28 protein-coding genes are annotated in these 25,910 nt (G+C 44.9%); all 28 read right to left on the reverse strand.

Features of this window, described 5'->3' with window-relative positions:
* Window positions 1-102 precede the first annotated feature (102 nt).
* The 28 genes from AXX12_RS05305 to rbfA all read right to left on the reverse strand — a co-directional run bounded on the left by AXX12_RS05305 (window position 103) and on the right by rbfA (window position 25,904).
* Window positions 103-270, reverse strand: a complete 168-nt coding sequence (locus AXX12_RS05305; protein ID WP_066239175.1) for a DUF362 domain-containing protein — start codon at window positions 268-270, stop codon at window positions 103-105.
* Between the two features lie 72 nt (window positions 271-342).
* Window positions 343-1,041 carry a TVP38/TMEM64 family protein gene (locus AXX12_RS05310; RefSeq protein ID WP_066239178.1) on the reverse strand — a complete coding sequence of 233 codons (699 nt, stop codon included), beginning with the start codon at window positions 1,039-1,041 and terminating at the stop codon, window positions 343-345.
* A 108-nt stretch (window positions 1,042-1,149) separates the two neighbouring features.
* On the reverse strand, window positions 1,150-1,836 hold the full coding sequence (locus AXX12_RS05315; RefSeq protein ID WP_066239181.1) for a TraR/DksA C4-type zinc finger protein: 687 nt from the start codon (window positions 1,834-1,836) through the stop codon (window positions 1,150-1,152).
* A gap of 13 nt (window positions 1,837-1,849) precedes the next feature.
* Window positions 1,850-2,377, reverse strand: a complete 528-nt coding sequence (locus AXX12_RS05320) for a nitroreductase family protein (RefSeq protein ID WP_066239184.1) — start codon at window positions 2,375-2,377, stop codon at window positions 1,850-1,852.
* 15 nt (window positions 2,378-2,392) lie between these two features.
* The gene (locus AXX12_RS05325) at window positions 2,393-2,692 is read right to left on the reverse strand and encodes a DUF5665 domain-containing protein (RefSeq protein WP_066239188.1); all 300 of its coding nucleotides are present in this window, start codon (window positions 2,690-2,692) and stop codon (window positions 2,393-2,395) included.
* Window positions 2,693-2,780: 88 nt separating this feature from the next.
* Window positions 2,781-5,573 carry an isoleucine--tRNA ligase gene (ileS, locus tag AXX12_RS05330; RefSeq protein WP_066239191.1) on the reverse strand — a complete coding sequence of 931 codons (2,793 nt, stop codon included), beginning with the start codon at window positions 5,571-5,573 and terminating at the stop codon, window positions 2,781-2,783.
* Between the two features lie 106 nt (window positions 5,574-5,679).
* A complete protein-coding gene (locus AXX12_RS05335) occupies window positions 5,680-5,979 on the reverse strand; it encodes a DUF167 domain-containing protein (protein ID WP_066239194.1) in 300 nt (99 codons plus the stop codon).
* Window positions 5,980-5,981: 2 nt separating this feature from the next.
* On the reverse strand, window positions 5,982-6,434 hold the full coding sequence (locus tag AXX12_RS05340; protein WP_066239197.1) for a DivIVA domain-containing protein: 453 nt from the start codon (window positions 6,432-6,434) through the stop codon (window positions 5,982-5,984).
* A gap of 42 nt (window positions 6,435-6,476) precedes the next feature.
* Entirely contained in the window at window positions 6,477-7,265 is a 789-nt protein-coding gene (locus tag AXX12_RS05345) for a YlmH family RNA-binding protein (RefSeq protein WP_066239200.1), read from the reverse strand.
* A gap of 1 nt (window position 7,266) precedes the next feature.
* On the reverse strand, window positions 7,267-8,076 hold the full coding sequence (gene proC / locus AXX12_RS05350; RefSeq protein WP_066240298.1) for a pyrroline-5-carboxylate reductase: 810 nt from the start codon (window positions 8,074-8,076) through the stop codon (window positions 7,267-7,269).
* A gap of 18 nt (window positions 8,077-8,094) precedes the next feature.
* Window positions 8,095-8,520, reverse strand: coding sequence for a cell division protein SepF (locus tag AXX12_RS05355; RefSeq protein WP_066240296.1), 426 nt, complete (start codon window positions 8,518-8,520; stop codon window positions 8,095-8,097).
* A 26-nt stretch (window positions 8,521-8,546) separates the two neighbouring features.
* The gene (locus tag AXX12_RS05360; protein ID WP_066239203.1) at window positions 8,547-9,242 is read right to left on the reverse strand and encodes a YggS family pyridoxal phosphate-dependent enzyme; all 696 of its coding nucleotides are present in this window, start codon (window positions 9,240-9,242) and stop codon (window positions 8,547-8,549) included.
* A gap of 171 nt (window positions 9,243-9,413) precedes the next feature.
* Window positions 9,414-10,604, reverse strand: a complete 1,191-nt coding sequence (locus tag AXX12_RS05365; protein ID WP_066239206.1) for a divergent polysaccharide deacetylase family protein — start codon at window positions 10,602-10,604, stop codon at window positions 9,414-9,416.
* Between the two features lie 28 nt (window positions 10,605-10,632).
* Window positions 10,633-11,454, reverse strand: coding sequence for a peptidoglycan editing factor PgeF (gene pgeF, locus AXX12_RS05370; protein WP_231881807.1), 822 nt, complete (start codon window positions 11,452-11,454; stop codon window positions 10,633-10,635).
* A gap of 15 nt (window positions 11,455-11,469) precedes the next feature.
* Complete coding sequence (locus tag AXX12_RS05375) at window positions 11,470-13,200, reverse strand: TIGR03960 family B12-binding radical SAM protein (protein ID WP_066239210.1); 1,731 nt, start codon at window positions 13,198-13,200, stop codon at window positions 11,470-11,472.
* A gap of 77 nt (window positions 13,201-13,277) precedes the next feature.
* Window positions 13,278-13,826 carry an anaerobic ribonucleoside-triphosphate reductase activating protein gene (nrdG, locus tag AXX12_RS05380; protein WP_074431341.1) on the reverse strand — a complete coding sequence of 183 codons (549 nt, stop codon included), beginning with the start codon at window positions 13,824-13,826 and terminating at the stop codon, window positions 13,278-13,280.
* Window positions 13,827-13,860: 34 nt separating this feature from the next.
* Window positions 13,861-15,828 carry an anaerobic ribonucleoside-triphosphate reductase gene (gene nrdD / locus AXX12_RS05385; protein WP_066239212.1) on the reverse strand — a complete coding sequence of 656 codons (1,968 nt, stop codon included), beginning with the start codon at window positions 15,826-15,828 and terminating at the stop codon, window positions 13,861-13,863.
* Window positions 15,829-15,837: 9 nt separating this feature from the next.
* Window positions 15,838-16,317: a transcriptional regulator NrdR gene (nrdR, locus tag AXX12_RS05390; RefSeq protein WP_066239216.1), complete on the reverse strand. Its 480-nt coding sequence runs from the start codon at window positions 16,315-16,317 to the stop codon at window positions 15,838-15,840.
* Window positions 16,318-16,419: 102 nt separating this feature from the next.
* Window positions 16,420-16,872: a dUTP diphosphatase gene (gene dut, locus AXX12_RS05395; protein WP_066239219.1), complete on the reverse strand. Its 453-nt coding sequence runs from the start codon at window positions 16,870-16,872 to the stop codon at window positions 16,420-16,422.
* 9 nt (window positions 16,873-16,881) lie between these two features.
* Window positions 16,882-18,129, reverse strand: coding sequence for a M16 family metallopeptidase (locus AXX12_RS05400; RefSeq protein WP_066239222.1), 1,248 nt, complete (start codon window positions 18,127-18,129; stop codon window positions 16,882-16,884).
* A 129-nt stretch (window positions 18,130-18,258) separates the two neighbouring features.
* Window positions 18,259-19,116: an N-acetylmuramoyl-L-alanine amidase family protein gene (locus tag AXX12_RS05405; RefSeq protein ID WP_066239224.1), complete on the reverse strand. Its 858-nt coding sequence runs from the start codon at window positions 19,114-19,116 to the stop codon at window positions 18,259-18,261.
* Between the two features lie 103 nt (window positions 19,117-19,219).
* Entirely contained in the window at window positions 19,220-19,933 is a 714-nt protein-coding gene (locus tag AXX12_RS05410) for a polysaccharide deacetylase family protein (RefSeq protein ID WP_066239227.1), read from the reverse strand.
* A gap of 127 nt (window positions 19,934-20,060) precedes the next feature.
* Entirely contained in the window at window positions 20,061-22,154 is a 2,094-nt protein-coding gene (locus AXX12_RS05415) for a polyribonucleotide nucleotidyltransferase (protein WP_066239229.1), read from the reverse strand.
* Window positions 22,155-22,342: 188 nt separating this feature from the next.
* On the reverse strand, window positions 22,343-22,609 hold the full coding sequence (gene rpsO, locus AXX12_RS05420) for a 30S ribosomal protein S15 (RefSeq protein ID WP_066239232.1): 267 nt from the start codon (window positions 22,607-22,609) through the stop codon (window positions 22,343-22,345).
* A gap of 175 nt (window positions 22,610-22,784) precedes the next feature.
* Entirely contained in the window at window positions 22,785-23,714 is a 930-nt protein-coding gene (locus tag AXX12_RS05425) for a bifunctional riboflavin kinase/FAD synthetase (RefSeq protein WP_066239235.1), read from the reverse strand.
* 15 nt (window positions 23,715-23,729) lie between these two features.
* Entirely contained in the window at window positions 23,730-24,602 is an 873-nt protein-coding gene (gene truB, locus AXX12_RS05430) for a tRNA pseudouridine(55) synthase TruB (RefSeq protein WP_066239238.1), read from the reverse strand.
* Entirely contained in the window at window positions 24,599-25,546 is a 948-nt protein-coding gene (locus AXX12_RS05435; protein ID WP_066239241.1) for a DHH family phosphoesterase, read from the reverse strand. The genes truB and AXX12_RS05435 overlap by 4 nt, the downstream gene beginning before the upstream one ends.
* Window position 25,547: 1 nt before the next feature.
* The gene (rbfA, locus tag AXX12_RS05440; protein ID WP_066239243.1) at window positions 25,548-25,904 is read right to left on the reverse strand and encodes a 30S ribosome-binding factor RbfA; all 357 of its coding nucleotides are present in this window, start codon (window positions 25,902-25,904) and stop codon (window positions 25,548-25,550) included.
* Between the last annotated feature and the right edge of the window lie 6 nt (window positions 25,905-25,910).

Consider the following 25,910-nt stretch of genomic DNA (forward strand, 5'->3'; position numbering starts at 1 on the left):
TTTTGGGCAAACCGTAAAGGATCATATTAGTAGCAAAATGCATATTTAAAGTCCAGCGTGAGGCTGGACTTTAAATTGCAACAGTTCAATTGGAAGAAAGCTCTACTCGCCAGGGCTGATGGCACCTACTGGGCAGACTGCGGCGCAGGAGCCGCAATCAATACAGTTTTCATCGATTATGTATTGGGAATCGCCTTCTGAAATCGCGCCCACTGGGCAAACCGCGGCGCATGCGCCACATTTAATACACTCACTGCTAATCTTATACATCGATGGTCACCTCCTCTCACTCAATTACGTTATATTATAACATAACAAATCGATAGCAAGTAGTGATGATAATCACGATGAGTCCTTATTGCAAAATAGATTTTCCAAGGTATCTCTGTAACGATAAGCAGTTAATCCAGCAACCACAAGCAAAATAGTGATCATAACTGTAGCAAATAGATTCTTGACTAAGTTTTGGCCTAAAATCGAGTATAAAATAATGGCCGGAGTCTGTCCTATACCTGTCGCAAGCACAAATTGACAGAGAGCGATCGTTGTTAGGCCAGCCCCATAACTAACTACTTTAAATGGCACGATCGGGGTGAGCCTCGTGATAAGCACGGCAATGATACCATGTTTGAGAAAAAAAGCGTCAAAGCTATCTAACTGCTGTGGTCTGATGATCTTCTCAACAAGAGGACGTCCATACCATCGTGCCAGGCAAAAGTCTAGAGTGGCGCCTAACAAGGCACCAAGCCAAGAGTATAGTGCGCCCCACTGCCAACCGAATATCCAGGCGATTGTTATCGTAATCGCCAATCCAGGAACAAGCGGGACCATCGATTGCAGAGCCATAAGCGAGATGCTGGTGATTGGCGCCCACACTCCATATGAAAGAATAAATATTCGTAACCCTTCAAAGTCTCGATACTTTAGATAGGTGATGCCGCGATTGACAAACTCATTGACACAAGGCAAATTTTGATAAGTCAAAGCAGCGAGGCCGAGAAGCGCCAAACGCCAAAGATATGTTACTTTGCCAAATGTCATAACTCTACTCTCCGCAATCCCATGCTTTCTCTATGATAATTAGTATATGTCAATGTATAGAATTGTACAGTATACTAATTCCTTCTACATGCAAAAAAATCCTTCTCTTTATAAAATTCTGCTCATACGTTTGCGAGAAGACTCACGATTGAGCTGGGCGGATTGGTCACGTGAACCATCCATGTGTGCAGGTAAGTTATCTACTTGGTCGACAATGCCAACCTGCTCGTTTGGATCCATATTTAAATCAGAGAAGTCACGCGAACCTGGCAAATCTTGCGGTGAATCAGAGCTTCCATATTGCCAAACGTCTTGCAGACTATCTTCACCGTCGAATCCCACATTTTGTTTTGCGTCCCGGTCAAGAAATGTCCGCCCGAAAGGTGGTTCCAAGGAATATTCTTCTATTGGACGTACAGCGATATCATGCGAATCTAACTTCTGCTGGCAATCGACACACGTCGCCGCCCAAGGCAGAGCTTTCAATCTGGCATCGGGAATGACGGTTTTGCATACATCGCATGTCCCATAGCTGCCTTCTTCAATCTTATCCAAAGCATGTTCGATATCGGCTATTAGGATATTCTCATTATCACGCAACGCGATATCTTTACTCCGTTCGAACACTTCACTGCCTAAGTCTGCTGGATGGTTGTCATAAGCTGATAATTCGCCAGTGCTATCGCCTAGCGCCTGACTGATGCCGTTTTCTTCAATTTTCTCAATCATTCCAGTGAGTTTCTGTTTTTCAATCTTTAGACGTTTGGCAGCTTGTTCGAGCCTATCAGCGTTCATTCTGACTCTCCCCTTACTCAATTATTTTTGCTACTTCCGCAACACGTAATCGTTCTTTAGTTTGCCGCTCCTTTTCATCACTATAACCAATCGCCAGCATAGCAACTGCGCGCAGGCGGGGGGGAGCTTCTAAAAGGGTCTGCACTTTCACTTCATCGAACGCACCAATCCAGCACGAACCAATATCCAAGGCTTCTGCAGCCAATAACATATTTTGCGTTGCGGCGGCCGTATCTTGCAAGCAATACAACTGCGCTCCGCGCTCATGATAGCGTTCATTGGAGCGAGCTGGATCAGATAAAACTACAATGAGTACAGGTGCCTGTTTAATTTGTTCTTGTTCAAAACTAACTTCGAAAATCTTGTCTTTTAGTTGTTGGTTTTTTACAACATAGAAATACCAGGGTTGCAGATTACCGGCACTAGGAGCCCAGCACGCCGCTTCGAGAATACGGGTTAATACGCTTTCCGGAATAGGTTCTGATTTGAAGTGCCGGATACTTTGACTGTCTTTCATACATTCAAAAACATCTTTCGCCATGCTTACAGCTCCTCATTAAAAAGTTCCGCCATTTTTCATTTCAACAATACGTACAATTTCCGCAATAAAATAACCTATGCCGGGAATGTTGAGAACAATTAGTCTGCGCATCAGCTCGATCATTAATGCAAAGACAATTGTAGCGCCAACAGCGATGCCTAACCCACGCGCCAAACCAGCGATAAAATTGAGAAATAGTATACGGCGCGGCTTTTGCATGAGCTCCACATATTCGGCAATGCGTAGCTTTTCTAAATGATTTACCAGTTTTCGCAGATGGGATGTCATCAATCCCACACTATTCACTTTTCGCATGCAACCATTCCCTCCGCCGTTTATTATTCCCGAAATTAAGCAAAAAAAACGAGCTGACAAGGTTTTGTCAGCTCGCAGGATCATGATCTTATAAGGTTTTTACGACAGCCGCGCAACGTGGACATAGTGTATGGTGATCAGGGTCACTGCCAATTGCTTCGTCATAAATCCAGCAGCGCTCACACTTTTCGCCAGATGCAGCGGTGATGACAGCGGCCAATTGCAAGCCTTGGGCGCGGAACGCATCTGCAGGAGCATGTTCCAGTCCCGCGTGAATCGATACTCCCGAAACTATCAGGATAGCCGCCATTTCTTTCGCTACTTCGTTTAATTGTTCTAACTCATGACCGGCAGCGAAGATATCAATTTTGGCGTCAAGTGAATGGCCAATAACTTTATTTCGGCGAGCCGTTTCCAATGCTTTTGTCAATTCACTGCGTATGGATAGAATACCTGCCCATTTCTCTTCTAACGCTGAGTCGAGGTATTGGGGCTTCTCCAGAGGCCATTTGGCTAGTTGCACACTTTCCGGGAAATCTGGCATTTTCGGCATAAATTGCCAGACTTCCTCGGCGGTAAACGTTAGTACAGGTGCGATCATCGGTACAAGTGTTGTCAATATCTCGTAGATGGTCGTCTGCGCTGCCAGTCGCGCTTTAGATCCTGGCGTTGAAGAATATAAGCGGTCTTTAAGAATGTCCAGGTAAATGGCGCTGAGATCAACGGCGCAGAAATTGTGGACTGCGTGGAACAGTTGATGATATTCATAGTCTTCGTATGCGTTGGCTACTTTTTGCTTAAGCTGCTCCAAACGCAAAAGTGCCCAACGGTCGATTTCCTCGAGCTGTTCATAGGGCAGACAATCAGTTTCGGGCCGGAAGTCGTATAAATTGCCAAGAATGTAACGGAACGTATTGCGAATTTTACGATAGACCTCAGACATCTGCTTCAAGATATCATTAGAAATGCGAATATCAGCTTTATAGTCTGATGAAGACACCCACAAACGCAAAATGTCTGCGCCGTATTGTTTGATAACGTCTTGAGGATAGATTGTATTGCCAATGGATTTTGACATTTTACGACCTTCGCCATCAACAACAAAGCCATGAGTCAGAACTGCCTTATAAGGAGCTTGCGCCCGGGTGGCTACAGATGTTAGCAACGATGACTGAAACCAACCACGATGCTGATCGCTGCCTTCTAGATACAAGTCAGCCGGCCAGGTCAACTCAGGTCGTTGTTCAAGAACTGCTCTATGACTGGAGCCGCTATCAAACCATACATCCATAATATCTGTTTCTTTGCGGAAAGACGAGTCTCCGCAATGCGGACAAACAAATCCCTTAGGCAAGATCTCTTCTGCGGTTCTAGCCCACCAAGAGTCGGATCCTTCGTTATGAAATAGATCTGCAACTGCCTTAATGGTATCATCGGTAATGATATGTTCTTGGCACGAATTGCAATAAAAAATGGGAATAGGAACTCCCCAGACACGCTGGCGGGAAATGCACCAATCTTGCCGATCAGCGACCATGTTGCGGATTCGATCTTCGCCCCATGCGGGAATCCACTGCACCTCGCCAATTGCTTTTAAGGCCGCATCGCGGAATCCGTCTACGGATGCAAACCACTGCTCTGTGGCTCGATAAATGATTGGGTTCTTGCAGCGCCAGCAATGGGCATATTGGTGTTTTAGCGAGCTCTTACCTAATAGCATGCCTTTTGCAGCCAACTCTTTTATCACCGGTACGTTGGCGTCCTCAACAAACATACCTTGAAACTTTCCGCCTTCAGCTGTAAACCGGCCGGCATGGTCTACTGGATTAATAACAGGTAGTTGGTATTTCTGACCAATCTCAAAGTCTTCCTGACCATGGCCCGGTGCTGTATGCACGCAACCAGTTCCCGCTTCTAGAGTTACGTGGTCGCCAAGGATAACAACTGACGTGCGATCCAAAAATGGGTGCGCAAATGTAATCCCTTCTAGGTCCTGACCTTTTACTGATTGTAAAATAGTATACTCACCTATATTGCATGCCTTAACAACAGAGTCGATGAGTTCTGTGGCCAACAGGTAAACCTCACCGTTTGCGGCTTTGACCCAAGAATACTCTAACTCTGCATTGAGTGCAATCGCCACGTTTGCTGGCATTGTCCAAGGAGTTGTTGTCCAGATAACAGCGAATACAGGGCTTGCTTTAATTGTTTCGGATAGTTTTCCCTGATCGTCGGCGAGCGGGAACTTAACAAAGATTGCATGTGATTTTTTTTCAGCGTATTCAATTTCAGCTTCGGCCAATGCTGTTTCGCACGATGGGCACCAATAAACTGATTTTAGGCCTTTATAAATGTAGCCTTTCTTTGCCATTTCGCCGAAGACTTCAATTTGCTTGGCCTCGTACGCAGGATAGAGTGTGACATAGGGATGCTCCCAGTCACCGCTGACTCCCAACCGTTTAAAATCTTCCCGCTGCAGGTCTAAGCACTTTAACGCGTATTCTTTGCACTCACGCCGCAAATCAAGTGGATTTAGTTCATGACGATTAAGACCAAGAATTTTAATAGCCGCATGTTCAATCGGCAGTCCATGCGTGTCCCAGCCTGGTACATAGGGGGCATCAAAACCGCGCAAAGATTTGTACTTTACAATGATATCCTTGAGAATTTTATTCAGTGCAGTGCCAATATGTATATTGCCATTTGCATAAGGCGGTCCGTCATGCAGAACAAACTTAGTTTTTCCTTTAGCTGCTTGCAGCTTTTTCTCATATATTTTTTCATTATTCCAGTATTCAAGCATTGACGGCTCTCGTTCAGGCAGACCGGCCCGCATGGGAAACTCTGTTTGTGGCAAATTCAATGTTTTACTATAATCCAAGGATAGCACCTCCAAAAAAAATACGTCCCTCACGCAAAAAAGTGTGAGGGGATCAAAAAACCAACATTGCGCATTAAATTTATTATACTGAGTTCAGAGTACATAGTCAATTTTTGTCGACATTGACTTCTATAGACGCAAGAAATTGTTTCGCAGAGACCCCAAGGATTTTAATTGCTTTAGTACGGCTTTTGTACCCAGATACTAGAAGAACATTACTCTTAGGCACTCGCAGCAATTCGGAAAGCAAAGCAAGACAGGCATGATTAGCGGCGCCATCAACTGGCGGAGCGTTAAGATAGGCTTTGATACTGTCGCTGGTGTCCTTTACGATTCGGTTACGGCTTGAACGAGGCTGAACCTTGACAGTTATAACGACTCCATCCGGCAGTTCTTTAATGCTCAAAGTTATGCTTCTTCATCTTCGGATACGTTGAGCATATCAAGCTGCGCCTGCAGCAATGTGCGCATACGACTTCGATAGATATGGGTTTGTCGTTGCAGGTCTTCATACTCAGTTGTCAATTTGCGTGCCTTATTTCTGGCTTCATCTACGATACGGGACGCTGTCACTTCAGCCTCTTTCGTAATTAGCTCAGCCTCTTTTTTCGCGTTTAGCTTGACGTCTTCTGCCGTTTCCTGGGCCACAACCAGAGTGTTATTTAGAGTGGTTTCAAGATTTTGATAATGTTCCAATTTGCCGCTAAGACGTTCGAGGGTTTCTTTTAATTCGATGTTTTCGCGATACAGTTTTTCGTAGTCTTTGATTACCTTATCAAGAAATTGATCGACATCTTCTTCGTTATAACCACGAAAACCTTTTTTAAATTCTTTGTTATGAATATCTAGGGGTGTCAACATGTCGAACCCTCCCGTGAATTTATGCCCATGCGGGTCGCAATTTTAAAGAAATCGTTTAAGTATAACACTGGTGCGGCCCTTCTTGGTCTGGCCGATAATTTCGCTGATCTCGACACGACCCCGACCACGCATTGAAATGATGTCCCCTTGTTTCACATTTTGTGCGCTGTTTTTGGCTTCCTGCCAATTCACCTTTAGCTTGTCAGCAGCGATATCACTAGCCATTTTGCTTCTAGAGACGCCAAATCCGGCAGCAGCGATGACATCTAGACGCATTGAGGCAACAGTTGTCCGAATTTCCTTTATACGTTCTTCTTTCGCCACCAATTCTTCAAGTGGCAACAAAATCGACTTGGCTGGAGCGGCCCCAATTTTGTCAAGATTCTGCAACACGAAAGGTATCATGGATGAATCAATAACGACTTGACATCCGTCAGGTAGCATAATGATGTCGCCAATTATTTCTCGTTTTAGACCAAGCCCAGTCAGAGCACCCAGAACATCTCGATGCGACAATTGATAATAACGTGGATCAAACTCCATACGAATCGCACCAATTCCATAGTCGACATCACCCATAAAATCTTCATCTGTAAAAGACGCTTTTACTCTCTCCGCTGAGACATATCCGCCATTTGCATCAAGTTGAAGACGTTCAAAATGGGCGGCAATTGTTTCGGCGATCGTATAGCCATACGGATCGAGAAAGTCTGTAATTTTATATTTATGGTAACGTAAAGCCGCTTCAGCCGTATCAAGAAGTTTTGCCGCCAAATCGGCATCACCACTGGCACGATAATAGCGAATAATTTTTTCCCGTTCATTAGCCATGCTATTTGTTCATCTCCGAGGACCGTTTACTTGCCTCAACTACAGCATCAATTAAGGCTGTACGCAGGCCATTTTGCTCCAACACGTGGATACCTGCAATAGTGGTTCCAGCGGGAGATGTAACCATGTCGCGTAACTTAGCCGGGTGTTCACCGGTCTCTAATACCATTTTCGCCGCTCCCATTAGTGTTTGCGCAGCTAGCAAAATTGCCGTCTGACGGTTAAGCCCTACGAGCACCCCTGCATCGGCGAGAGCATCAATGATAACAAAGGCATAGCCTGGACCGCTTCCTGACAAACCGGTTACTCCATCCATCAGATCTTCGGCGATAATTACGGCTCTTCCCACTGCCTCAAATAATTTTACGGCAAGTTGTCCATCTTCTTTGGTCGCAAGATTACCCAGACTAATGGCAGCCATACCTGCGCTAACCGCTACCGGTGTGTTCGGCATAACGCGAAGAACACGAACACCCTGCAACGTTTCTTCCAAACGGCTCAAACAAATCCCGGCTGCGATAGAGATAACCAGTGTGCGCTTATCGACAGTTGGAGCGATTTCATCCAAAACCTTCCCGATGATTTGTGGTTTAACCGCCAGAATTAAAATGTCAGAATGCTTGACAAGAGCAAGATTATCTTGAGTAACACTGACCCCATACTGATTGGACAGATATTGCAGACGCTGTTCGGAGATATCGCTAAGCATACATTGAGAGGCCGTCAGGATTCCAATCTCAAGAAGACCTTTTAGGATGGCTTCAGCCATAGCGCCTGCTCCGATGAAGCCAACCTTTTTATTGTTAAGCAAGAGCATAAAGTCCTCCAACTACTTGTTCATCCAAGATAAGACTGATTTATCTGCCCCATCGTCGCGGCCTGTATAGGCAATATCCACATTACTGGGAACGCAGAAGAAAATATTGTTGCCGATTTTCTGGATATTGCCGCTTAATGCGTATGTTGTTCCGCTAATAAAATCCACCATTCTCTTGGCCACATCTTTATCAGTATTCTCAAAGTTGACAACAACCGGTTTCCGGTTTTTCAGATGATCGGCAATTTGCTGTGCATCGTCAAAGGAGTAAGGCTCAACTACAATGACTTTAATCGGCTTCTGTGAGTTCGTCAAATTGACCAGATTATTTTTTTTAGATGTCTTTGACTCTGGCTCATCTTGTCTTAGTCGATCGTCTTCCGTTTCGACAGGCTCAATTATACCGAGAGTTCCCCAAACTTTTTCCATAATTTTCATCACAATAGCGATACCTCCTTAGTATCTCAGCCGCGTTTTCCGAATATACCTGTACCAATCCTGATCAGATTAGCACCTTCTTCAATGGCAACCGGGTAGTCATTTGTCATTCCCATAGAGACCCATTCTAGACTGGTATTAGGAAAATTCAATGATTTGATTTCCTGAAATAAATGAAATAGCTCTCGAAACACAGGTCGAGTTTTTTCAATGTCATCACATAATGGTGCAATCGTCATACAGCCGCAAAGGCGGATATTTTCCAGTGAAGACAAGAATCCCGCCATTTCGACTGCTTGGTTCGGCGGTACGCCAAACTTCGTATCCTCGCCAGAAACGTTAATTTGCATCAATACATCTTGACGCTTGTTCAACTTTGCGGCTGTCTTCGCAATCTCAATAGCCAGAGATTTGCTATCTAGAGAATGAATTAAATGACAAAACGGAACTATCAGCCTGGCTTTATTTGTTTGCAAATGACCGATAAAATGCCATTCTGCCATCTCGCCAATATCTGCATACTTTTGCACAGCTTCTTGCACTCGGTTTTCCGCAACAGCAGTAATTCCAGCGGCCAAGGCAGTTCGGATTGCCATAGTACTCTGATTCTTTGTCACTGCGAGCACTCTCACATCAGGCAGATCCGAAAAACGATTTTCTCTCATAGCAGCCAATGCGTTTACTTTGTGCAGAATTTGAACTATTTTCTGATCAATGGACATAGAGATACCTCCATCATATAAACTATTCGCTAATAAACATAATTTTCCTCTTGATATTATGTTTTGATTCAAAAAAATATCGAGAATGTGACTGAAGTCCTGCATTGTGGGATAGAAACTAGAAAGGATAGGAAAAAAGCTACCCTAAATTACAGGCAGCTTTGGAAGAATCTATTTGACAAGCTGTGAAGCAAAAACCAGTCGAATTCCGGACGCTTCTATTTCAGGGAGCATTTCGCGAAGAGCGATGGCAGTTGTTGGACGAGCGTGCCCGATAATAATCATTTCATTCTGCTTTAATGCTGTTTTAATTGCTTGCCGTATTTGTGCTTTTATTGCGCCTACGTCAGGATTATTGTCAATGAACAAATCATTTTCCGCTGTGCGGATCCTAGATTGCTTCGCAATGGCCGCGGCAACTGATTCAGATGTGGTCCGGCTATCAACGAAGAAGAGGTTATTCGGACTGATCGCTGCCATCACAGCGCGCATTACTTTGTTATCCGCCGTCGCTTTTGATCCCTGGTGATTATTGACTCCTACCGCGCCGGGGACAGATGCTAGCGCTTTCAGAACAGTTTCTCTAATTTGTTTATCGTTCATAGCTGCAGAAATTACTACTGGCTCTCGGACATTGGCTGGAGCAAGCGGTTCCATTGGCAAATGCAGCATGACCTGATGTCCTGCACTTAGAGCATTGGCAGCTGACTCGTTACTGAAAGGGCGGTGAGGCAGCACTGAGAATGTTAATGGTTGCTTGATGGCAACAAAGGATTGAATGGGTTCTGCCGAATAGCCAAAATCATCGATGATGATCGCCATTTCTGCTTTTACTTGAAGCTTCTTCTGTTCCGATGGTTCGGTAATGATGAAAATTTTATCAGAGATGATTGTTACGGGGTCCTGATCTAGCATATCTTGTAAGCCAATATCCAATCTCTGCGTCTTCGTTCCCTGAAAATCATCAGACTGAATAGCGAGAATCTTGCCTTTTGCCTGTGGTAAAGCAGCCTCTAAAGATTTGATCAAAGCGTGGACCGGCAGGTCTTTGGGCTTTTCTATAAGCAGATTTCGAGAATGCCAACGAATTTTCCCTTCCGCTTGTGTGCGGGGAGCTTGACGCTCAATAGCTTCTGTCTGCTTAATAATTACGCGGTGGTTGGAAAGCACAGTATCAACCGTTGTGTGCAAAACGGTGCAAGCAGCAGTATAATCTGCGCTGGTGCCTGCACCTGTTTTTTCGAGCTTATAACGATCGAGCTGACCTTGCTGATCTTTTTCAGGCCAAAGAACTAAAAAGAAGGCTATTATCGCAGCAAATCCCACGAGCAGTAGCCAGGGGCTTGTCTTTCTTTTGCGCATGGTGATCTCCTATACTAGAATGACGGCATTATAGCTGTACAACTGCAGCCAAGCGACCGGTCGTGCCGTGTTCAGCCCTATGTGAATAGTATAATTGGGTATTACAGGAAGTGCAAATGCCGCTGACCACAATATTGTCTTCACTTGCGCCAACTTCAAGTAACTGACGGCGATTCAATTCCCAAAGATCAAACTGCCAACGGTTATTCTTCTGCAGTGTAAAGTTGGACCAAGTGTTTGTAAACTCCTGTTGCAATCTGTTGATCACAGTTTGATCGACTTCGTAGCAACATTGGCCGATGGATGGCCCAATTCCGATCAAGCAATCTTTAGGATTGACATTGAATTCCGCCTGCAGCTTAGTTAATGTCTTGGCCGCTATCCGGGAGACTGTCCCTTTCCAGCCTGCATGGCTAATAGCGGTAACTCGGCGAACAGGATCAAAAAATAATACAGGTACGCAATCTGCATAAAAGAGCATCAGGGGAACACCTGGTTCAATGGTTGCCAGTGCATCTGTTGAGGAGAAAGCTCGGGAGTAGTCTTTTGCTCCTGATCCCCTGTCATCAGCTGAGACAATTGTGATGGTATCTTCATGAACCTGTTGTGCGGTAACAACTGCTTCTGGATTAATACCGATAGCGGCGGCAAATAAAGAACGATTTCTTAACACCGTTTCACGCGTATCACCAGTATGAAGACCTAGATTCAACGAATTGAATGGGGAAGTGCTGTAACCATGTAGTCGAGTCGAGATGCCATGTATTAGGCCGTGCGCTTCAAAATGGCTAAAGATACCATACCAGACGCCATTATCTGCATGGCGCAAGATAAATTGCTCTTTCATCATTTTCTCCTTCCACGTTTAGCGGCATACGCCGCAACGATGGCAGTCATCAAAACAGGGAGCGGTATATTTCTCTTGCAGCGCGGCTTGATGTTCATGCCGCAAGTAATCGGTTTCGAGTCCGATGTTATACCTATGCCAAGGCAATACTTCTTCATGACTGCGTTCCCTATATAAATACTCATTCTCGTTCAGGCCTTCTTGTTTAATGGCCTGTTTCCAATACTTTCGACCGCCCAATGATTGAGCCAATGCTAGCACCCTCGACAGCCGGCGGTCACCTCTTGCAAGCACAGCCTGTATATATGCTTCCTTCGGGGATTCAACAAGAACCTCTATTCCTCTTATGCCTTTGAGTGAGGCTTGAATCGAAGCTAGGCGTGCCGAGACAATGGCATAGTCACACATAGGCAGCCACTGAAATGGAGTGAAGGGCTTGGGAACAAAAGGATTAACGCTGAGTGTCAATTTGCCTTTGCTGCCGAGAACCTCCATCTGCCGCTTAATCGTTTTAGCCATTACAGCGATGGCTGTAATATCATCGTCAGTTTCTGTCGGTAGTCCGACCATAATATATAAGCGGACATGAACAATCCCTGCTTGGATAGCCAGTTTGACGGCAATCTCAAGAGATTGGTCGCTAATGGTTTTATTAATTACGCGACGTAGTCGTTCGCTACCTGCTTCGGGTGCTAAGGTAATCGTCTTGTGCCCGCTGTTAGCTAGTGCGGATACCAGTATCTCTGTCAAAGAGTCAGCCCGTAGAGATGCGACCGACATCGACAGGCCTTTGTCGGCAATATAGGTGCAAAGGGCGTTAATATCAGGATAATCCGAAATTGCGGCACCCATGAGGCCTACTCTTGCTTGATAGGCAACAGCAGCGTCCACTCCTTTCTTTACGGTCTCAAGTGACCGAGAGCGTGGCCGCCGGAAACAATATCCTGCCATGCAAAAACGACAATGCCGACCGCAGCCGCGAGCAACTTCTACGAGATACATGTTGCTGAATTCTGTATTTGGGGTAACAATGACTGTTTCTCCAGGATATGAATCTAGGTTTTCTACCCAGCGGCGAACAATCTGTTTAGGAACTGAGGCAAGCGTGGTGCTACCGTTAATTATCCCATGTTCATTATACTCATGCTGATAGAGCGCCGGGATATATAGTCCGGGAACCTGAGCAAGCGCTAGTAAGATTTCTTGCCTTGAGGCTCGTCTTTCTTGCTCACGGTAGTATACATCCAACAGTTCGTGAATGACTTCCTCTCCCTCGCCGACCACGCAGATATCCACGAACTCTGCTAATGGTTCTGGATTAAAGGTGGCGCAAGGGCCCCCGATGATTACAAGTGGATCGTTGTCTGTTCGTTCACTAGCTCGAAGCGGGACACGTCCAAGAGCCAGCATGTCAAGTAGGTGAAAGTAATCCATTTCAAAGGATACTGCGAAGCCGATTAATGGGAATTCGCGTAGTGGGCGTTGGGTCTCAATACTCAATAATGGAGTTTTAGTTCGAATGTGCTCACGTAACTGTTCTGGATCGGGAAAAAAGAAACGCTCACAGGCGGTATCTCCACGTAGATTAATTTGCTGATAAATAATCTGCATACCCAGATTTGACATACCAACATGGTAGCTGTTTGGATACGCGAGCGCAAATGGCTGTCTTGCGCCAGGAGCATAAACGCTTGCTCCTTGCTCGGCAGCTAAAATGCTCTGCTGATACTTAATCAAGTTCCACGACATAATGAATCACTACCCTACTTGTAGAAATAACAGCTCACGACTTATTGTGAGCTGTTTCCAAGAAAATAACGCCATTGTTAACTAAAATTTTTCAAATACGGATCTTGCCAGGTAATAGCGCGACCTGCAGTCAGCGATTTGGGGACATCAATCAAACGTTGGTTGCATGAACCGCGAAAAGCTAGCCGTAAATCACGCTCTTCCTTCTTATATGGGCCATCGATGAGAATATCTGTATTGGTTAACAGAGCCAAGACTTTTGTATCAGTTACCGCCCGTTCAAGCAGCTTCTCAAACAAAAAGCCGGTGTATGTTACAATATCCAATCCGTGGCGTCTGGCTGCAATCGCAATTTTTGCAAGCGCATTAGCCTGCAAAAATGGCTCGCCTCCGGAAAACGTTACTCCACGGATCAAATGAGCCTGTTCAATCATGTTGATAATTTCAGTGCTATCCATGAGTTTACCACCAGTTGGGTCGTGTGTCTCCGGGTTGTGACATCCGGGGCAGTTGTGGGGACAGCCTTGAGTAAATATCACAAACCGCATTCCTGGACCGTCCACAACGCTTTCCCGCGTAATGCCTGCTATTCTGAGTTCCGTAAATAATCCCTCTTGTTGGCTCAAAGATTGTCATCCTTTTATTTTAGTTTGTGTAGCATTACAGGGTTGCTCCGCCTTTGGACGGCCGGGCAATTCTGCGAATTTTCCGGACACTGGCTACACCGCATCCTGGACAAGTATCTGTATCGATAACGCCAAGATAGCCGCATGCGTCACAGAAGTCGATTGGGAAATTGATGCCAGCATATCCGATGTCGCATTGTTGCATCTGGTGCAAGATGTCTTCTACTGCACTGAGATTGTTTATCGGCGGCGAGCTAAACTCGATATAGCTAATATGACCTGCATTGGCATATTTATGATAGACGCCTTCGATCTTCATTTTATCAAATATACTAATCGGATAATCAACAGGTACGTGGAAGGAGTTCGTATAGAACTCTTTATCTGTTACACCCGGAATCAGTGAATATTCTTGTTTATCCATTTTAACGAAACGGCCGGACAGTCCTTCAGCAGGCGTCGCTAGGAGGGTATAATTCAAATCATATTTTTCCGCAGCCCGATCTATTTTATCGCGCATGAAAGCTACAATCTCTTCACCTAAAACCTGTGACTCTTCGCTCTCTCCATGATGCGATCCGGTCAGTGCTACTAGTGTCTCTGCGAGACCAATGAATCCAACGGACAGAGTGCCATGCTTGATGGCTTCCTCAATCGGGTCATTTGGTGACAGCATTTCAGAATCAAGATACAATGATTGTCCCATAAGAAAAGGCATGTCTTTCACTTTCAGCTGCGCTTGAATTTGATAACGATGATAAAGTTGTTCACACGCTAAATCAATCATAGCTGACAAGCTTTCGTAGAACTTCATTAAATCCCGTTCCGCTTTTAAGGCCAGACGCGGTAGGTTGATCGTAGTAAAGCTGAGGTTGCCTCTTCCATCAGTGACGGCAGGTCCGCGACGATTAGCCATCACTCTGGTCCGGCAGCCCATATAACTGATTTGATCGCCATATGGCGAGTTAAATGATGAATCCATAAAGCTAAATGTTGGATTCATGCGTTGAGAGGCTACACGAATTGCTAATTGGAACAAGTCATAATTCGGATCACCTGGATCGAAATTCACCCCTTTTTTGACACGGAAAATAATGTTGGGGAAAATCGGATTCTCCCCATGTCCCAATCCTTTTTCGTAGGCTAACAGGAGATTGCGGATTATTGAGCGGGCTTCAGGGGTTGTTTCGGTACCAACATTGAGACTAGAAAATGGAACTTGCGCACCGGCACGTGAATGCATGCTATTAAGGTTATAGATGAGGGCTTCCATTGCTTGATAGACATCATCATCTGACGCGCCTCGCATGAATGGGGCCATATCACGGTCAAAAAAAGCAAAGGACTGACCGCCATGCATATCATTCTGCGAGCTTTGCAGGATGATTGCAGCTAAAGCAGTAGCTGAAGCCGGACGTTTCGGCGGACGGATAAAACCATGACCGTTCGAAAAGCCTTGCGCTAACAGACGGCCCAACGGTATTTGCACACATGTCAGAGTCTTTGCGTAAAAATCGAGATCATGAATATGAATGTCGCCACGTTGATGCGCTAAGGACATCGATTCTGGAATTAGCCGATTAAGGTAGTAGGCCTTACTAGCGGCGCTGGCAATTTGCAGCATTTTTGCTGACGGCGAGTTGGAGACATTAGCGTTCTCACGGCTGGTTTCAACCAGAATCTCCTTGACTGTATCCATCAGATCTGAGCGGCCTTCACGGATGCGGGTTCGCTGGTTGCGATAGAGTATGTATGCCTTTGCAGTTTTTGCGTGACCTTTATCAATCAAAATTTTCTCGACCGCGTCCTGTACATCTTCAACAGTGAATACGCCGCCATTATACTTTTGCTTCAGATAGCGCAAAACATCTAAGGTCAACTCCATGGCAAGTTGCTTATCCGCACCGCCAACCGACTTAGCTGCCTTAAAAATCGCTTCCGTAATTTTGGCCTCATCAAATGATGCTTCGCGGCCGTCACGTTTTTTAATGTTCGTAAACATCGATTTCCCTCACTTTTTTGGTTCTGTATTCATGCTTTGTGGCTTCATTAAAACTTCCAATTCTTGCATGAAGTTATTAATGTCAGCAAACTGTCGGTATACTGATGCAAACCTTACATAGGCAACCTGATCTACGTCTTTTAGAAGGCGCATTACAGTTTCGCCAATCACTTGGGTAGTGATTTCACGCTCCATACCATTTAGTAGTTCTTTTTCGATCTGATCAACTAAGGCTTCAATTGCATGTAAAGGAATTGGCCGTTTTTCACATGAACGCAGTAGTCCATTTAATAACTTTGATCTGTCAAACATTTCTCTGCGGCCATCTTTTTTTATAACCATGAGCGGAGTCTTTTCAACAACTTCATATGTAGTAAATCGACGAACACAACGCAAACACTCGCGGCGACGCCTGATTGACGCACCTTCGTTGACCGATCGGGAATCTATTACTTTACTTTCCAAATAGTTGCAGAAAGGACATTGCACAAGCTCGACCTCCCTATCAATGGTGTGGTACTAGATATTGTGTTCGGATATACATATACTCCATATCTAGTGTTATTCCTGCAAATACCTCAAATTTATTTATTACTTACTGCCCGTGCTCCCAAAACCGCCAGATCGCACTAATAATGCCTCTTTATCATGATCGGCGATAAGATATTTTTGAAATATGCCTTGCGCAATTCTTGTCCCCTTGGAAATCGTTACATTAATTTGACTGTGATTGTATAGAGCAATCAGAATATGACCTTCATTCTCGGCATTGTTGTAATAGTCACTGTCGATGATCCCTTGCCCATTGATTAAACTGAGACCATTTTTAACTGATAATCCAGAACGAATATGCACAGCTAGATATTCATCTGCAGGCATATAAGCTTTGATCCCAGTCGCTACGAGACAAACAGCGCCTGGGCGTATGATTGAATCATCTGCGGCGGCTATGTCATAGCCTGCGCTTGCCTGCGTTTTCCGGACAGGTAAAGTAATGTCTGACTGGTGATAAGAGCTCACCACTTCGAAACCCCGTTGGTGCATAATGACCTCCTAAATGAACTTGCCAAATTTGATATCTTGCTCTGGCCCAAGAATATAGCAACTGATCATTTCCGGCTGGAATAATGCACTAGCAACAGACGCGATATCCACAGCGGATACACGATCTATCTTTGCGATAACTTCATCAAGTGTAACATATTTGCCTACTGTCATTTCTAAAGTGCCGATACGCGACATCCGACTGCTGGAACTTTCCAATCCAAGGAATAAATTGCCTTTAAGCTGTTCTTTGGCTTTATGCAGTTCGGTCTCAGAAACACCATTTTTGCGAAGATCAGTCATGTTACGCCAGATTAGATCAAGCACTTCATTTACATTATCCGGTCTAGTTCCTGCGTAAATCGTGAGTAGCCCGGTATCCTTATAACTACTCTGGTAGGAATATACAGAATAGGCTAAGCCTCTATCTTCACGGATGCTTTGGAACAGACGTGAACTCATACTGCCCCCTAAAAGATTATTTAAAATATGAAGACTGTATAGTTCGTCGGCATCATATTTGAAGCCAGGGGCACCAAGGCAAATGTGAGCTTGTTCTGTATCTTTAGTTCGGCTGGACTGGATTGGTAAATAGCGCGGTGCTAAAGCAGTTTGTCCGCCGGCGGCGCCGCTCATTTTGCCAAAGTAGCGTTCAGCCAAAGTGAGAACCTGTGCATGAGTCAGATTGCCGGCAGCAGCTATGACTATATTATCAGGAGTATAATGGCTCTGGCGATAGTCGAGAATCATCTGGCGATTAAATCGCTCGATAGATTGGCGCGAGCCGAGGATGCTTTGTCCCAAAGGGTGATCCTGCCAAACTTGCTGTACATATAGATCATGGACCAATTCATCAGGTGAGTCTTCGTACATATTATATTCTTCCAGCACGACCCCCTTTTCTTTGGCGATATCATTAGGGTCAAAGCGGGCATTAAGCAGCATATCGCTAATTAATTCAATAGCAAGGTCAAGATGTGTGTCCAAAGATTTCATGTAATAGCAAGTATATTCTTTGCCGGTAAATGCGTTCAGTTGTCCGCCAACTGAATCAACTTCCTCGGCAATCGCTTTAGCCGAACGCGTAGTCGTACCTTTAAACAGTAAATGCTCTATGAAATGGGATATCCCGTGATTGTTAGGCTGTTCATAGCGCGAGCCGGTCGCTACCCACGCTCCTAGTGTAACTGATCGAAGATGGGGCATTGTTTCGGTTACAACGCGAATACCATTATTCAAGACTGATTTTTCGTACATAAGTGCTCCTTTGCATCCTTTAATCATGTATTGTTATATTTACCTCTAACATCAAAAATTCCTGCATTCGACATAAATCGCTATCACCCTAAGTAGGAAAAGAGCCTGGGGAGATACCCAGGCCGCTAGTTAATGACTTTGTAAATAACGGATAACCCCGTTATACACACCTTGTGCGATTTTGTTCTGGTAGGAATAATCGTTCAGCTTAAGTGCTTCTTGTTTATTAGTGACAAATCCTGTCTCAACCAAGATGCTGGGCATAGTTGTATTGCGAAGGACATAGAACGTTGCTGAAGCAACGCTTTTGTCAACAGCCCCAGTCTGTTCAATCAATGCCTTCTGAACATCAATCGCCAATTGCGACGAACTGTCCTTTGGATAGAATGTCATGGCGCCTGCAATGTTCTTGTCTGGGTTTGAATTCGAATGAATGCTAATAAACAGATCAGCATTATTCTTTTCCGCGATATCAACCCGCGCCTGAAGTTCTTGACCTAGACTACTGTTGTTGCTGGCTACTGCATTGTCGGACTGACGGGTCATAATGACCTTAGCGCCTTCTTTCGATAGCTTGTCCCGCAAGAGTGTGGATATCGAAAGATTGATATCAGCTTCCTGCACACCATTACTTACCGCACCGGGATTGTGACCACCGTGTCCAGGGTCGACAACAATCACTTTTCCACGTAAAACGCCCTTATCGAGGATACTTCCCGATTCTTTCGGAGGCAATGGTTTGACCACACTCGGAGTATCTGATTCAGACTTCCCATTGGTAAAGATACCTAAGATCGGTCCCAAAATCCCGTCAAAAAGGAGGCCAAACAATCTTTCAATAAAACTGCCGCCACCTGCGGGCGAAGGCAGAGTTGATTTACCGATAGTGTCATTCGGCGCTGCATACGCCGCCTGAACCGGAACGAGCAATCCGAAGGCAAAGAGAGCTAATAAGGCATATGATAATAGTTTTTTATTCTGTAGCACGTTTACCTCCTATTGCGTTTGTTGTTCAGAGTTATGTAAACATGATATCACACATTAGGCAATTAGGCAATAAAAAAAGCAGGATATATCCTGCTTAAATGGACTACTTTATGATATCAGATACAGTTTCAATCGTATATCCTCTAGCTTTAATCAGTCTGATGAGTACAGGTAATGCCTTTAAAGTCGGTTCTGTTGGATGCATCAAAATGATGGCTCCATTCTGAAGTTTACCTTCTATTCGTTTGATAATTACGTCCGGGCTAGGGCGCCTCCAGTCAATTGTATCCGCAGTCCACATGATTGTTAAATAATTGAGTTCCTGGGCGGCCTCCAGGACTAAATGATTGTATTCTCCATAAGGGGGAGCATATAGTCGTGTTTTTATACCGGTAACCTCTTCTATCAATTTTTCTGTACGAATAATTTCAGCTTGGTTTTGCTCTTTACTGAGCCGGTTTGGATGAGGGTGAGTAAATGAATGATTGCCTAATTCATGTCCGGCATCGGCGATAAGTTTTAAACTTTCCGGATGGCGTCTTGCCCAACTGCCGCCGATAAAGAATGTTGCCTTTACCTGATTGTCTGCTAAGATATTTAGCATATCAGGCATAATGTCTTCTCCCCAAAAAACATTGCAGGCAAAAGCAACCTTAGGCGTTTCCCGATTCCCCTGAAAGATAGGAGTAAGTCCCGGGCGGGTCGGGATACCGTAACCCAGATCAGCGAGAGAATTCGTAAAAAAAATTGTCGTCAGAGTAAACAGGGTAAACATAACATACCAAGGTGGAATACGGGCGCTGAAAATAAATTTCACAGAATGCACCTCGTTTTCTTCGTTGGTATCAATGTATTACTAGAAGTGAAAAATCATGTAAAAAAAACGAAACATAGACTGGGCAGTCTATGTTTCGCATCGGAGGACTTTCTCTGAAAAGTGCTCTTTATTCGGCCTGTTTTTGCTCTGCTCGCAATAATTCTTTTCTGGACAGATTGATGCGGCCTTGACGATCGATTTCCGTTACCTTTACTGTAATCTCATCGCCAACCTTAACAACATCTTCCACTTTGTTCACGCGTTCGAGAGCAAGTTGAGAGATGTGAACAAGACCTTCTTTACCTGGGAGAATTTCAACAAATACGCCAAAAGTCATCATCCGAGTGACTTTACCGTTATAGACTGTGCCAACTTCAACAGAACGGACCAATCCTTCGATGATACGGACTGCTTTTTGGCCAGCTTCCCTATCGACAGCAGCAATAAATACTTTGCCATCATCTTCAATATCAATGGTAACTCCGGTTTCATCAATGATTTTCTTAATCGTCTTTCCGCCTGGTCCGATTACATCACGAATTTTGTCTGGATCAATTTCCATCGTAATAATGCGGGGAGCGAACGGAGAAAGATCTGTTCGTGGAGCAGAGAGCGCTGATAGCATGATGTTTAGAATGTGTAGTCTTCCTTGTTTTGCTTGTTCGAGCGCATCGTGAAGGATTTCTTTCGTTATTCCGGCAATTTTAATATCCATTTGTATGGCAGTAATGCCTTTAGTTGTGCCCGCAACCTTGAAGTCCATGTCACCTAAGGCATCTTCCATACCTTGGATGTCTGTCAGAATTGTGTAATGGTCGCCATCTTTGACTAAGCCCATTGCGACGCCAGATACTGGAGCTTTAATGGGAACTCCGGCGTCCATTAACGATAATGTGCTACCACAGACACTTCCCATCGAGCTAGAGCCGTTAGATTCGAGAACTTCAGATACCAGACGGATCGTATAGGGAAACTCAGCTTCTGGTGGAATTACTGGTATAAGGGCTCGTTCTGCAAGGGCGCCATGTCCAATTTCACGGCGACCCGGGCTACGCATTGGACGAGCTTCCCCTACGCTATACGGTGGGAAGTTATAATGATGTATGTAACGCTTCGAGTCTTCTACCCCTAGCCCATCTAGTATTTGTTCGTCACCAAGTGCACCAAGAGTTGTAATCGTTAACACCTGAGTTTGTCCACGCGTAAATAAGCCGGAGCCATGAGTTCTCGCCAACACTCCCGCTTCGCAGGACACGGGGCGCACTTCGTCAAGCTTTCTGCCGTCAGGACGGATTTTATCGACAGTGATCATCTTGCGTACAATTTCTTTTAATACTTTTTGCATAACATAAGAAATATCTTTTTTGTTGTCCGGGAAGAGCCCAGCAAAATGAACTGCAGCTTCGGTTTTAACTTGTTTTATATTTTCTTCGCGAGTTAATTTATCCGAGTTAAAAACTGCTACTTTTAGCTTTTCGGTAACATATTCGCGAACGACCTGATTAATTTCCGGCAGAGGCTCATATTTTTTTAACTGTTTTTTGGGCACGCCGATTTCTTCGCGAATCTTTTCTTGAAATGCGACCAGCTCACGAATAATGTCGTGTCCAGTTGCAATGGCTTCGAGGATGACTGACTCAGGGAGTTCACTGGCAGCAGCTTCTACCATCAGAACGGCATCCTTAGTTCCTGCGACTACCAGGTTAAGTACGCTTTGTTCTTGTTGGGCGATCGTCGGGTTGATAATAAATTCATCGCCGATCATGCCAACGCGAACGCCGCCGATTGGGCCGCCGAAAGGAATGTCAGAAATAGTCAGAGCACAAGAAGCGCCAATCATCGCCGGAATCTCCGGTGGATTATTTTGGTCGACCGACATAACTGTTGCAACAACTTGCACATCGTTACGGAAGCCTTCATCAAATAATGGGCGAACTGGGCGGTCAATTAATCGACCGGCAAGGATAGCTGCCTCACTGGGGCGACCCTCGCGTTTTATAAACCCTCCAGGGATTTTACCTACGGAATACAGTCTTTCTTCGTAGTCCACTGTTAACGGGAAGAAATCGATTCCCTCACGTGGATCCGCTGAAGCTGTTGCAGATACCAATACTGCCGTATCTCCGTAACGTACCAAGACAGCACCGTTGGCCTGTTTAGCCAGTTTGCCTGTCTCGATGGTTAACTGCCGTCCACCTAACTGCATCTGAAAACTATGCATTGCAGTTTTCCTCCTCTTACCATCTTTTTTCAAAGCTTATTACTTCGACATTTTTTGTAGTATTCCCTTTTTTATTGGTTGTCAATACCAAATAATATGTATAACGAGTAAATTGAGCGATTTTTTCATATCGATTATGTACACATGAGAAAAGACTTGGCTTACGCCAAGTCTTAACATGTCTTGCGCTACTTGCGCAAGTTCAGCTTCTGCAGAATCGTACGGTAGCGTTCAATATCGCTATCACGAAGGTAGTTAAGCAAACCTCTGCGCTGACCAACCATCTTCAACAGTCCACGACGGGAATGATGATCTTTCTTGTGTTCTTTTAAGTGATTTGTCAGGTAGTTGATCCGCCCAGTTAAGATTGCAATCTGTACTTCTGGTGAACCAGTGTCATTTTCATGAATGCGGTAGGTTTCAATGAGTTGTTGTTTTTGATCTGGAGCTAACATATGGCACCTCCTTTTTTAGTCAATCCCCACTAGCCAAGACGTCGTCGGAGCTTCGGTCATCCTCGCTATGGTTCATAATCATAATGTTGCGCGGCATATAAGTAGACAAGCCACACAACTAATTATAGTTTAGCATATCAAGCGAAACAAAGCAAATCGTTGGATGAAAAATTATCTATTTTACATGCGATTTGAAATACTGTTTTCCTTCAATCACATCGAGTGCGATACGATCTTTCAGTTCTTGAATGCTTGAGAATATTTGTTCTCCCCTTAGCCGCTTTAAAAATTCTACTCCTAGTTCTTGATCATATAAATCGGCTTGAAAGTCTAACACATAGACTTCCACTCGTCTATTCTGATTGTTGAACGTAGGGTTAGTTCCGACATTAACCAAAGCAGGCAAGCGTTGGGTACCGATAATTGCATGCGCGGTATAGACGCCATCAGCAGGCAGAAGTTGTTCTGCCGACGGTTGAATATTAGCTGTCGGGAATCCCAAGACACGTCCCCGCATATCTCCGTGAATCACTTTTCCGAAAAGGCAGAATGGACGGCCCATTAATTTTGCAGCCTGTTCCATATTACCGCTGCTGACACATTGGCGAATACTCGTGCTACTTACCATATTGCCATCAATATAAACAGCTTCCTGCACTTCAACTACAAACCCCTTTTCCTTTCCGATCTGTGTCAGCAGTTCAGGAGTACCTGAGCTACGATAGCCGAAGGAATAGTTGGGGCCAATAACGACATAGGAAGGCGAAAAGAGAGAAACTAGTTTGTTGACAAATTCCTCTGGTGTAAGATGAAGCAGATCGTTGGTGAAAGGAATGCGGCATAGTATATCTACCCTCATATCAGCCAATAGTCGTTCTTTTTCCGCCAAGCTGGTAATTAGAGGCGGACATTGGTGTGGAGCAAGAATCGAAAGAGGATGGTTCTCAAATGTAAAGACAGCGCTTTCTCCTCCTGAACGGTTGGCAAATTCGACAGCACGGCCAATTACTTTTTGATGCCCCAAATGCACTCCGTCAAATGTACCTAAAGCGATAGAAACTCCTGAAAAGCTCTCGTTTAATTCCATGCGAGTAATGACTTTCATATTCGCTCCTCTGTCTTACATGCTTACTTCCGGCGGGAGCACTTTTTGCGGAACAAGCAGTTCGCCACAAGTGCCGCCAATGCCGATAAACGTATTATCAGAGCTATATACTTTGAACTTCGGCTGCATCGCAGCCTCCTGCAAGTAGGTTTTCTGTCCAGTCAGGAACTTTGTTGTATCTGCATGTGACAGTGTAATTGAGGGCATACGTATTAAGGCGGAGTCGGCAGGCAAAACCACCTGCTCCGGAGCATGCGCAATCTCCTCTAAAGAAACAGCGTTTTGTAACGAAAAACAACCCACTCCGGTTCGGAGCAGGAATGTCATGGTTGCGGCTGAGCCGCAACGCACGCCAATATCAGAGCAGAGGCTGCGGATGTATGTCCCCTTCGTACAAGATACATCAAACAGCGCGTTTTGACCTTCCATTTGCAACAAGGAGATCGAATGAATAGTAATGCTCCTCGCTTTACGTTCCAGGACTATGCCTTGTCTCGCTAACTCATAGAGCTTACGTCCGTCAACCTTGATTGCAGAATACATTGGCGGAATCTGTTGGCTTTGACCTAAAAATGAATTTAAGACGTGACAAACTACTTCTGGGCTAGGGATGTTATCAGAGGTCCGAGTAACAGACCCGGTATAATCTCCACTATCAGTCTCTTGACCAAAGCGAAGCTCAGCCCGGTACTGTTTGTCATCATCGGTGAGATATTCAACAAGTCGTGTTGCTTTACCGAGAAAGATCGGCAGTACACCTGCAGCCGCCGGGTCAAGTGTGCCCGCGTGGCCGACTTGCTTTTGCCCATAAGTTCGCCGAATAAATGAAACGGCATCATGAGAAGTCATTCCAGGGGGTTTAAGTAGGTTAATTACTCCTGTAATCATTTTACTTCCTCTAGCGCGCTGGCAACAGCAACGAATATTTGTCTTTTTGCCTCATCGAGTGGGCTGGCGATCGAGCAACCTGCGGCGCGTTTGTGGCCTCCGCCACCAAAGGACAGCGCAATCGCGCTGACATCAACATTGCGTGAACGGAGACTAATTCGGGTGAATGAGGCATCTGTTTGTTTAAACATGATGGCAACTTCAACGCCTTCAATGCTTCTAGGGTAATTGATGAAGTCATCCGTGCTTTCGCCAATTTCAAGAACATCTGATGCCACTGTCACACAGGCGACCTTGCCCTCAAGAACTATTTCCAGGGTTTCCAGAACATGAATCAAGGTGAAGATGTTGCTGGCTGGTTTTGTTTCAAGCGCTTCGGCAACTAGCGCCGGCTGGACACCACAGTCTAATAGCTCTGCTGCATAGCGAAGCGTATCACTTGTCGTATTGGCATAACGAAAAAAGCCACAATCTGTTGCAATCGCAGTATAGAGACAAGTTGCGGTTAACTCATCTGGCTTAATCCCTTCTTGACGGAAAAGAGAATATAAAATTGATCCTGTTGCCGCAGCTAATGGGTCTAAAAATAAGTAATCTGCAAAACCGGTATTTGAGATATGATGATCAAGATTCAAAACAGGAGCTGAAACATACTCCCGTACCTTGCCTATCCGCTCAATATCGCTAGCATCGAGGACAATTAACAGGTCTGCCTCAATAGGTTCTATCGGTCTTTCAATCTCATGCAGGTCAGGCAAAAAAGCATAAAGCGAGGGTATTTCATCATCCAACAATAGCCGAGCCTTCACTCGTTTTTGCTGAAAGAGCCTAAATAACGCCAACATCGAGCCGAGGCAATCACCATCAGGGTGGACATGGCCAGTGATGACAACGCTCTCGGCTGCAAACATATATTGGCTAGCTTGCGACAAGGAAATATTCATATTAGTTGCCAGACTCGTCTTGCTTGATTTCATCAAGCAGTTTTTGAATGCGAACACTATGGTCAAGAGACTCGTCAACAGCTAATGCCAGATCCGGAATCATTCTTAAACGTAGCCGTTTGCCGATTTCCGTTCGCATGAATCCAAGTGCTCTCTGCAACCCTTGTAAAGTAGATTCTTTTTGTTCTGGGCTACCCATTAAACTGATGAATATTTTCGCATGTTGCAAATCGCCGGTAACCTCCACCCGAGTCACAGTGACAAAGCCAACACGTGGGTCTTTGAGGTCAGTGAGAATAATTTGACTGATTTCCTGTTTAATGAACTCCTGCACTTTTTCAATCCGCAGTTGACCCATGTACTT

It is taken from the genome of Anaerosporomusa subterranea (assembly GCF_001611555.1).
Classification (GTDB): Bacteria; Bacillota; Negativicutes; order Sporomusales; family Acetonemataceae; genus Anaerosporomusa; species Anaerosporomusa subterranea.

What these genes read in the sequence shown, in the direction of transcription:
- AXX12_RS05305 (WP_066239175.1), bottom strand. Translation starts at nt 270, where the DNA reads ATGTATAAGATTAGCAGTGAGTGTATTAAATGTGGCGCATGCGCCGCG.
- AXX12_RS05310 (WP_066239178.1), bottom strand. Translation starts at nt 1,041, where the DNA reads ATGACATTTGGCAAAGTAACATATCTTTGGCGTTTGGCGCTTCTCGGC.
- AXX12_RS05315 (WP_066239181.1), bottom strand. Translation starts at nt 1,836, where the DNA reads ATGAACGCTGATAGGCTCGAACAAGCTGCCAAACGTCTAAAGATTGAA.
- AXX12_RS05320 (WP_066239184.1), bottom strand. Translation starts at nt 2,377, where the DNA reads ATGGCGAAAGATGTTTTTGAATGTATGAAAGACAGTCAAAGTATCCGG.
- AXX12_RS05325 (WP_066239188.1), bottom strand. Translation starts at nt 2,692, where the DNA reads ATGCGAAAAGTGAATAGTGTGGGATTGATGACATCCCATCTGCGAAAA.
- AXX12_RS05340 (WP_066239197.1), bottom strand. Translation starts at nt 6,434, where the DNA reads ATGTTGACACCCCTAGATATTCATAACAAAGAATTTAAAAAAGGTTTT.
- AXX12_RS05345 (WP_066239200.1), bottom strand. Translation starts at nt 7,265, where the DNA reads ATGGCTAATGAACGGGAAAAAATTATTCGCTATTATCGTGCCAGTGGT.
- AXX12_RS05355 (WP_066240296.1), bottom strand. Translation starts at nt 8,520, where the DNA reads ATGAAAATTATGGAAAAAGTTTGGGGAACTCTCGGTATAATTGAGCCT.
- AXX12_RS05360 (WP_066239203.1), bottom strand. Translation starts at nt 9,242, where the DNA reads ATGTCCATTGATCAGAAAATAGTTCAAATTCTGCACAAAGTAAACGCA.
- AXX12_RS05365 (WP_066239206.1), bottom strand. Translation starts at nt 10,604, where the DNA reads ATGCGCAAAAGAAAGACAAGCCCCTGGCTACTGCTCGTGGGATTTGCT.
- pgeF (WP_231881807.1), bottom strand. Translation starts at nt 11,454, where the DNA reads ATGATGAAAGAGCAATTTATCTTGCGCCATGCAGATAATGGCGTCTGG.
- AXX12_RS05375 (WP_066239210.1), bottom strand. Translation starts at nt 13,200, where the DNA reads ATGTCGTGGAACTTGATTAAGTATCAGCAGAGCATTTTAGCTGCCGAG.
- nrdD (WP_066239212.1), bottom strand. Translation starts at nt 15,828, where the DNA reads ATGTTTACGAACATTAAAAAACGTGACGGCCGCGAAGCATCATTTGAT.
- dut (WP_066239219.1), bottom strand. Translation starts at nt 16,872, where the DNA reads ATGCACCAACGGGGTTTCGAAGTGGTGAGCTCTTATCACCAGTCAGAC.
- AXX12_RS05400 (WP_066239222.1), bottom strand. Translation starts at nt 18,129, where the DNA reads ATGTACGAAAAATCAGTCTTGAATAATGGTATTCGCGTTGTAACCGAA.
- AXX12_RS05415 (WP_066239229.1), bottom strand. Translation starts at nt 22,154, where the DNA reads ATGCATAGTTTTCAGATGCAGTTAGGTGGACGGCAGTTAACCATCGAG.
- rpsO (WP_066239232.1), bottom strand. Translation starts at nt 22,609, where the DNA reads ATGTTAGCTCCAGATCAAAAACAACAACTCATTGAAACCTACCGCATT.
- AXX12_RS05425 (WP_066239235.1), bottom strand. Translation starts at nt 23,714, where the DNA reads ATGAAAGTCATTACTCGCATGGAATTAAACGAGAGCTTTTCAGGAGTT.
- truB (WP_066239238.1), bottom strand. Translation starts at nt 24,602, where the DNA reads ATGATTACAGGAGTAATTAACCTACTTAAACCCCCTGGAATGACTTCT.
- AXX12_RS05435 (WP_066239241.1), bottom strand. Translation starts at nt 25,546, where the DNA reads ATGAATATTTCCTTGTCGCAAGCTAGCCAATATATGTTTGCAGCCGAG.
- rbfA (WP_066239243.1), bottom strand. Translation starts at nt 25,904, where the DNA reads ATGGGTCAACTGCGGATTGAAAAAGTGCAGGAGTTCATTAAACAGGAA.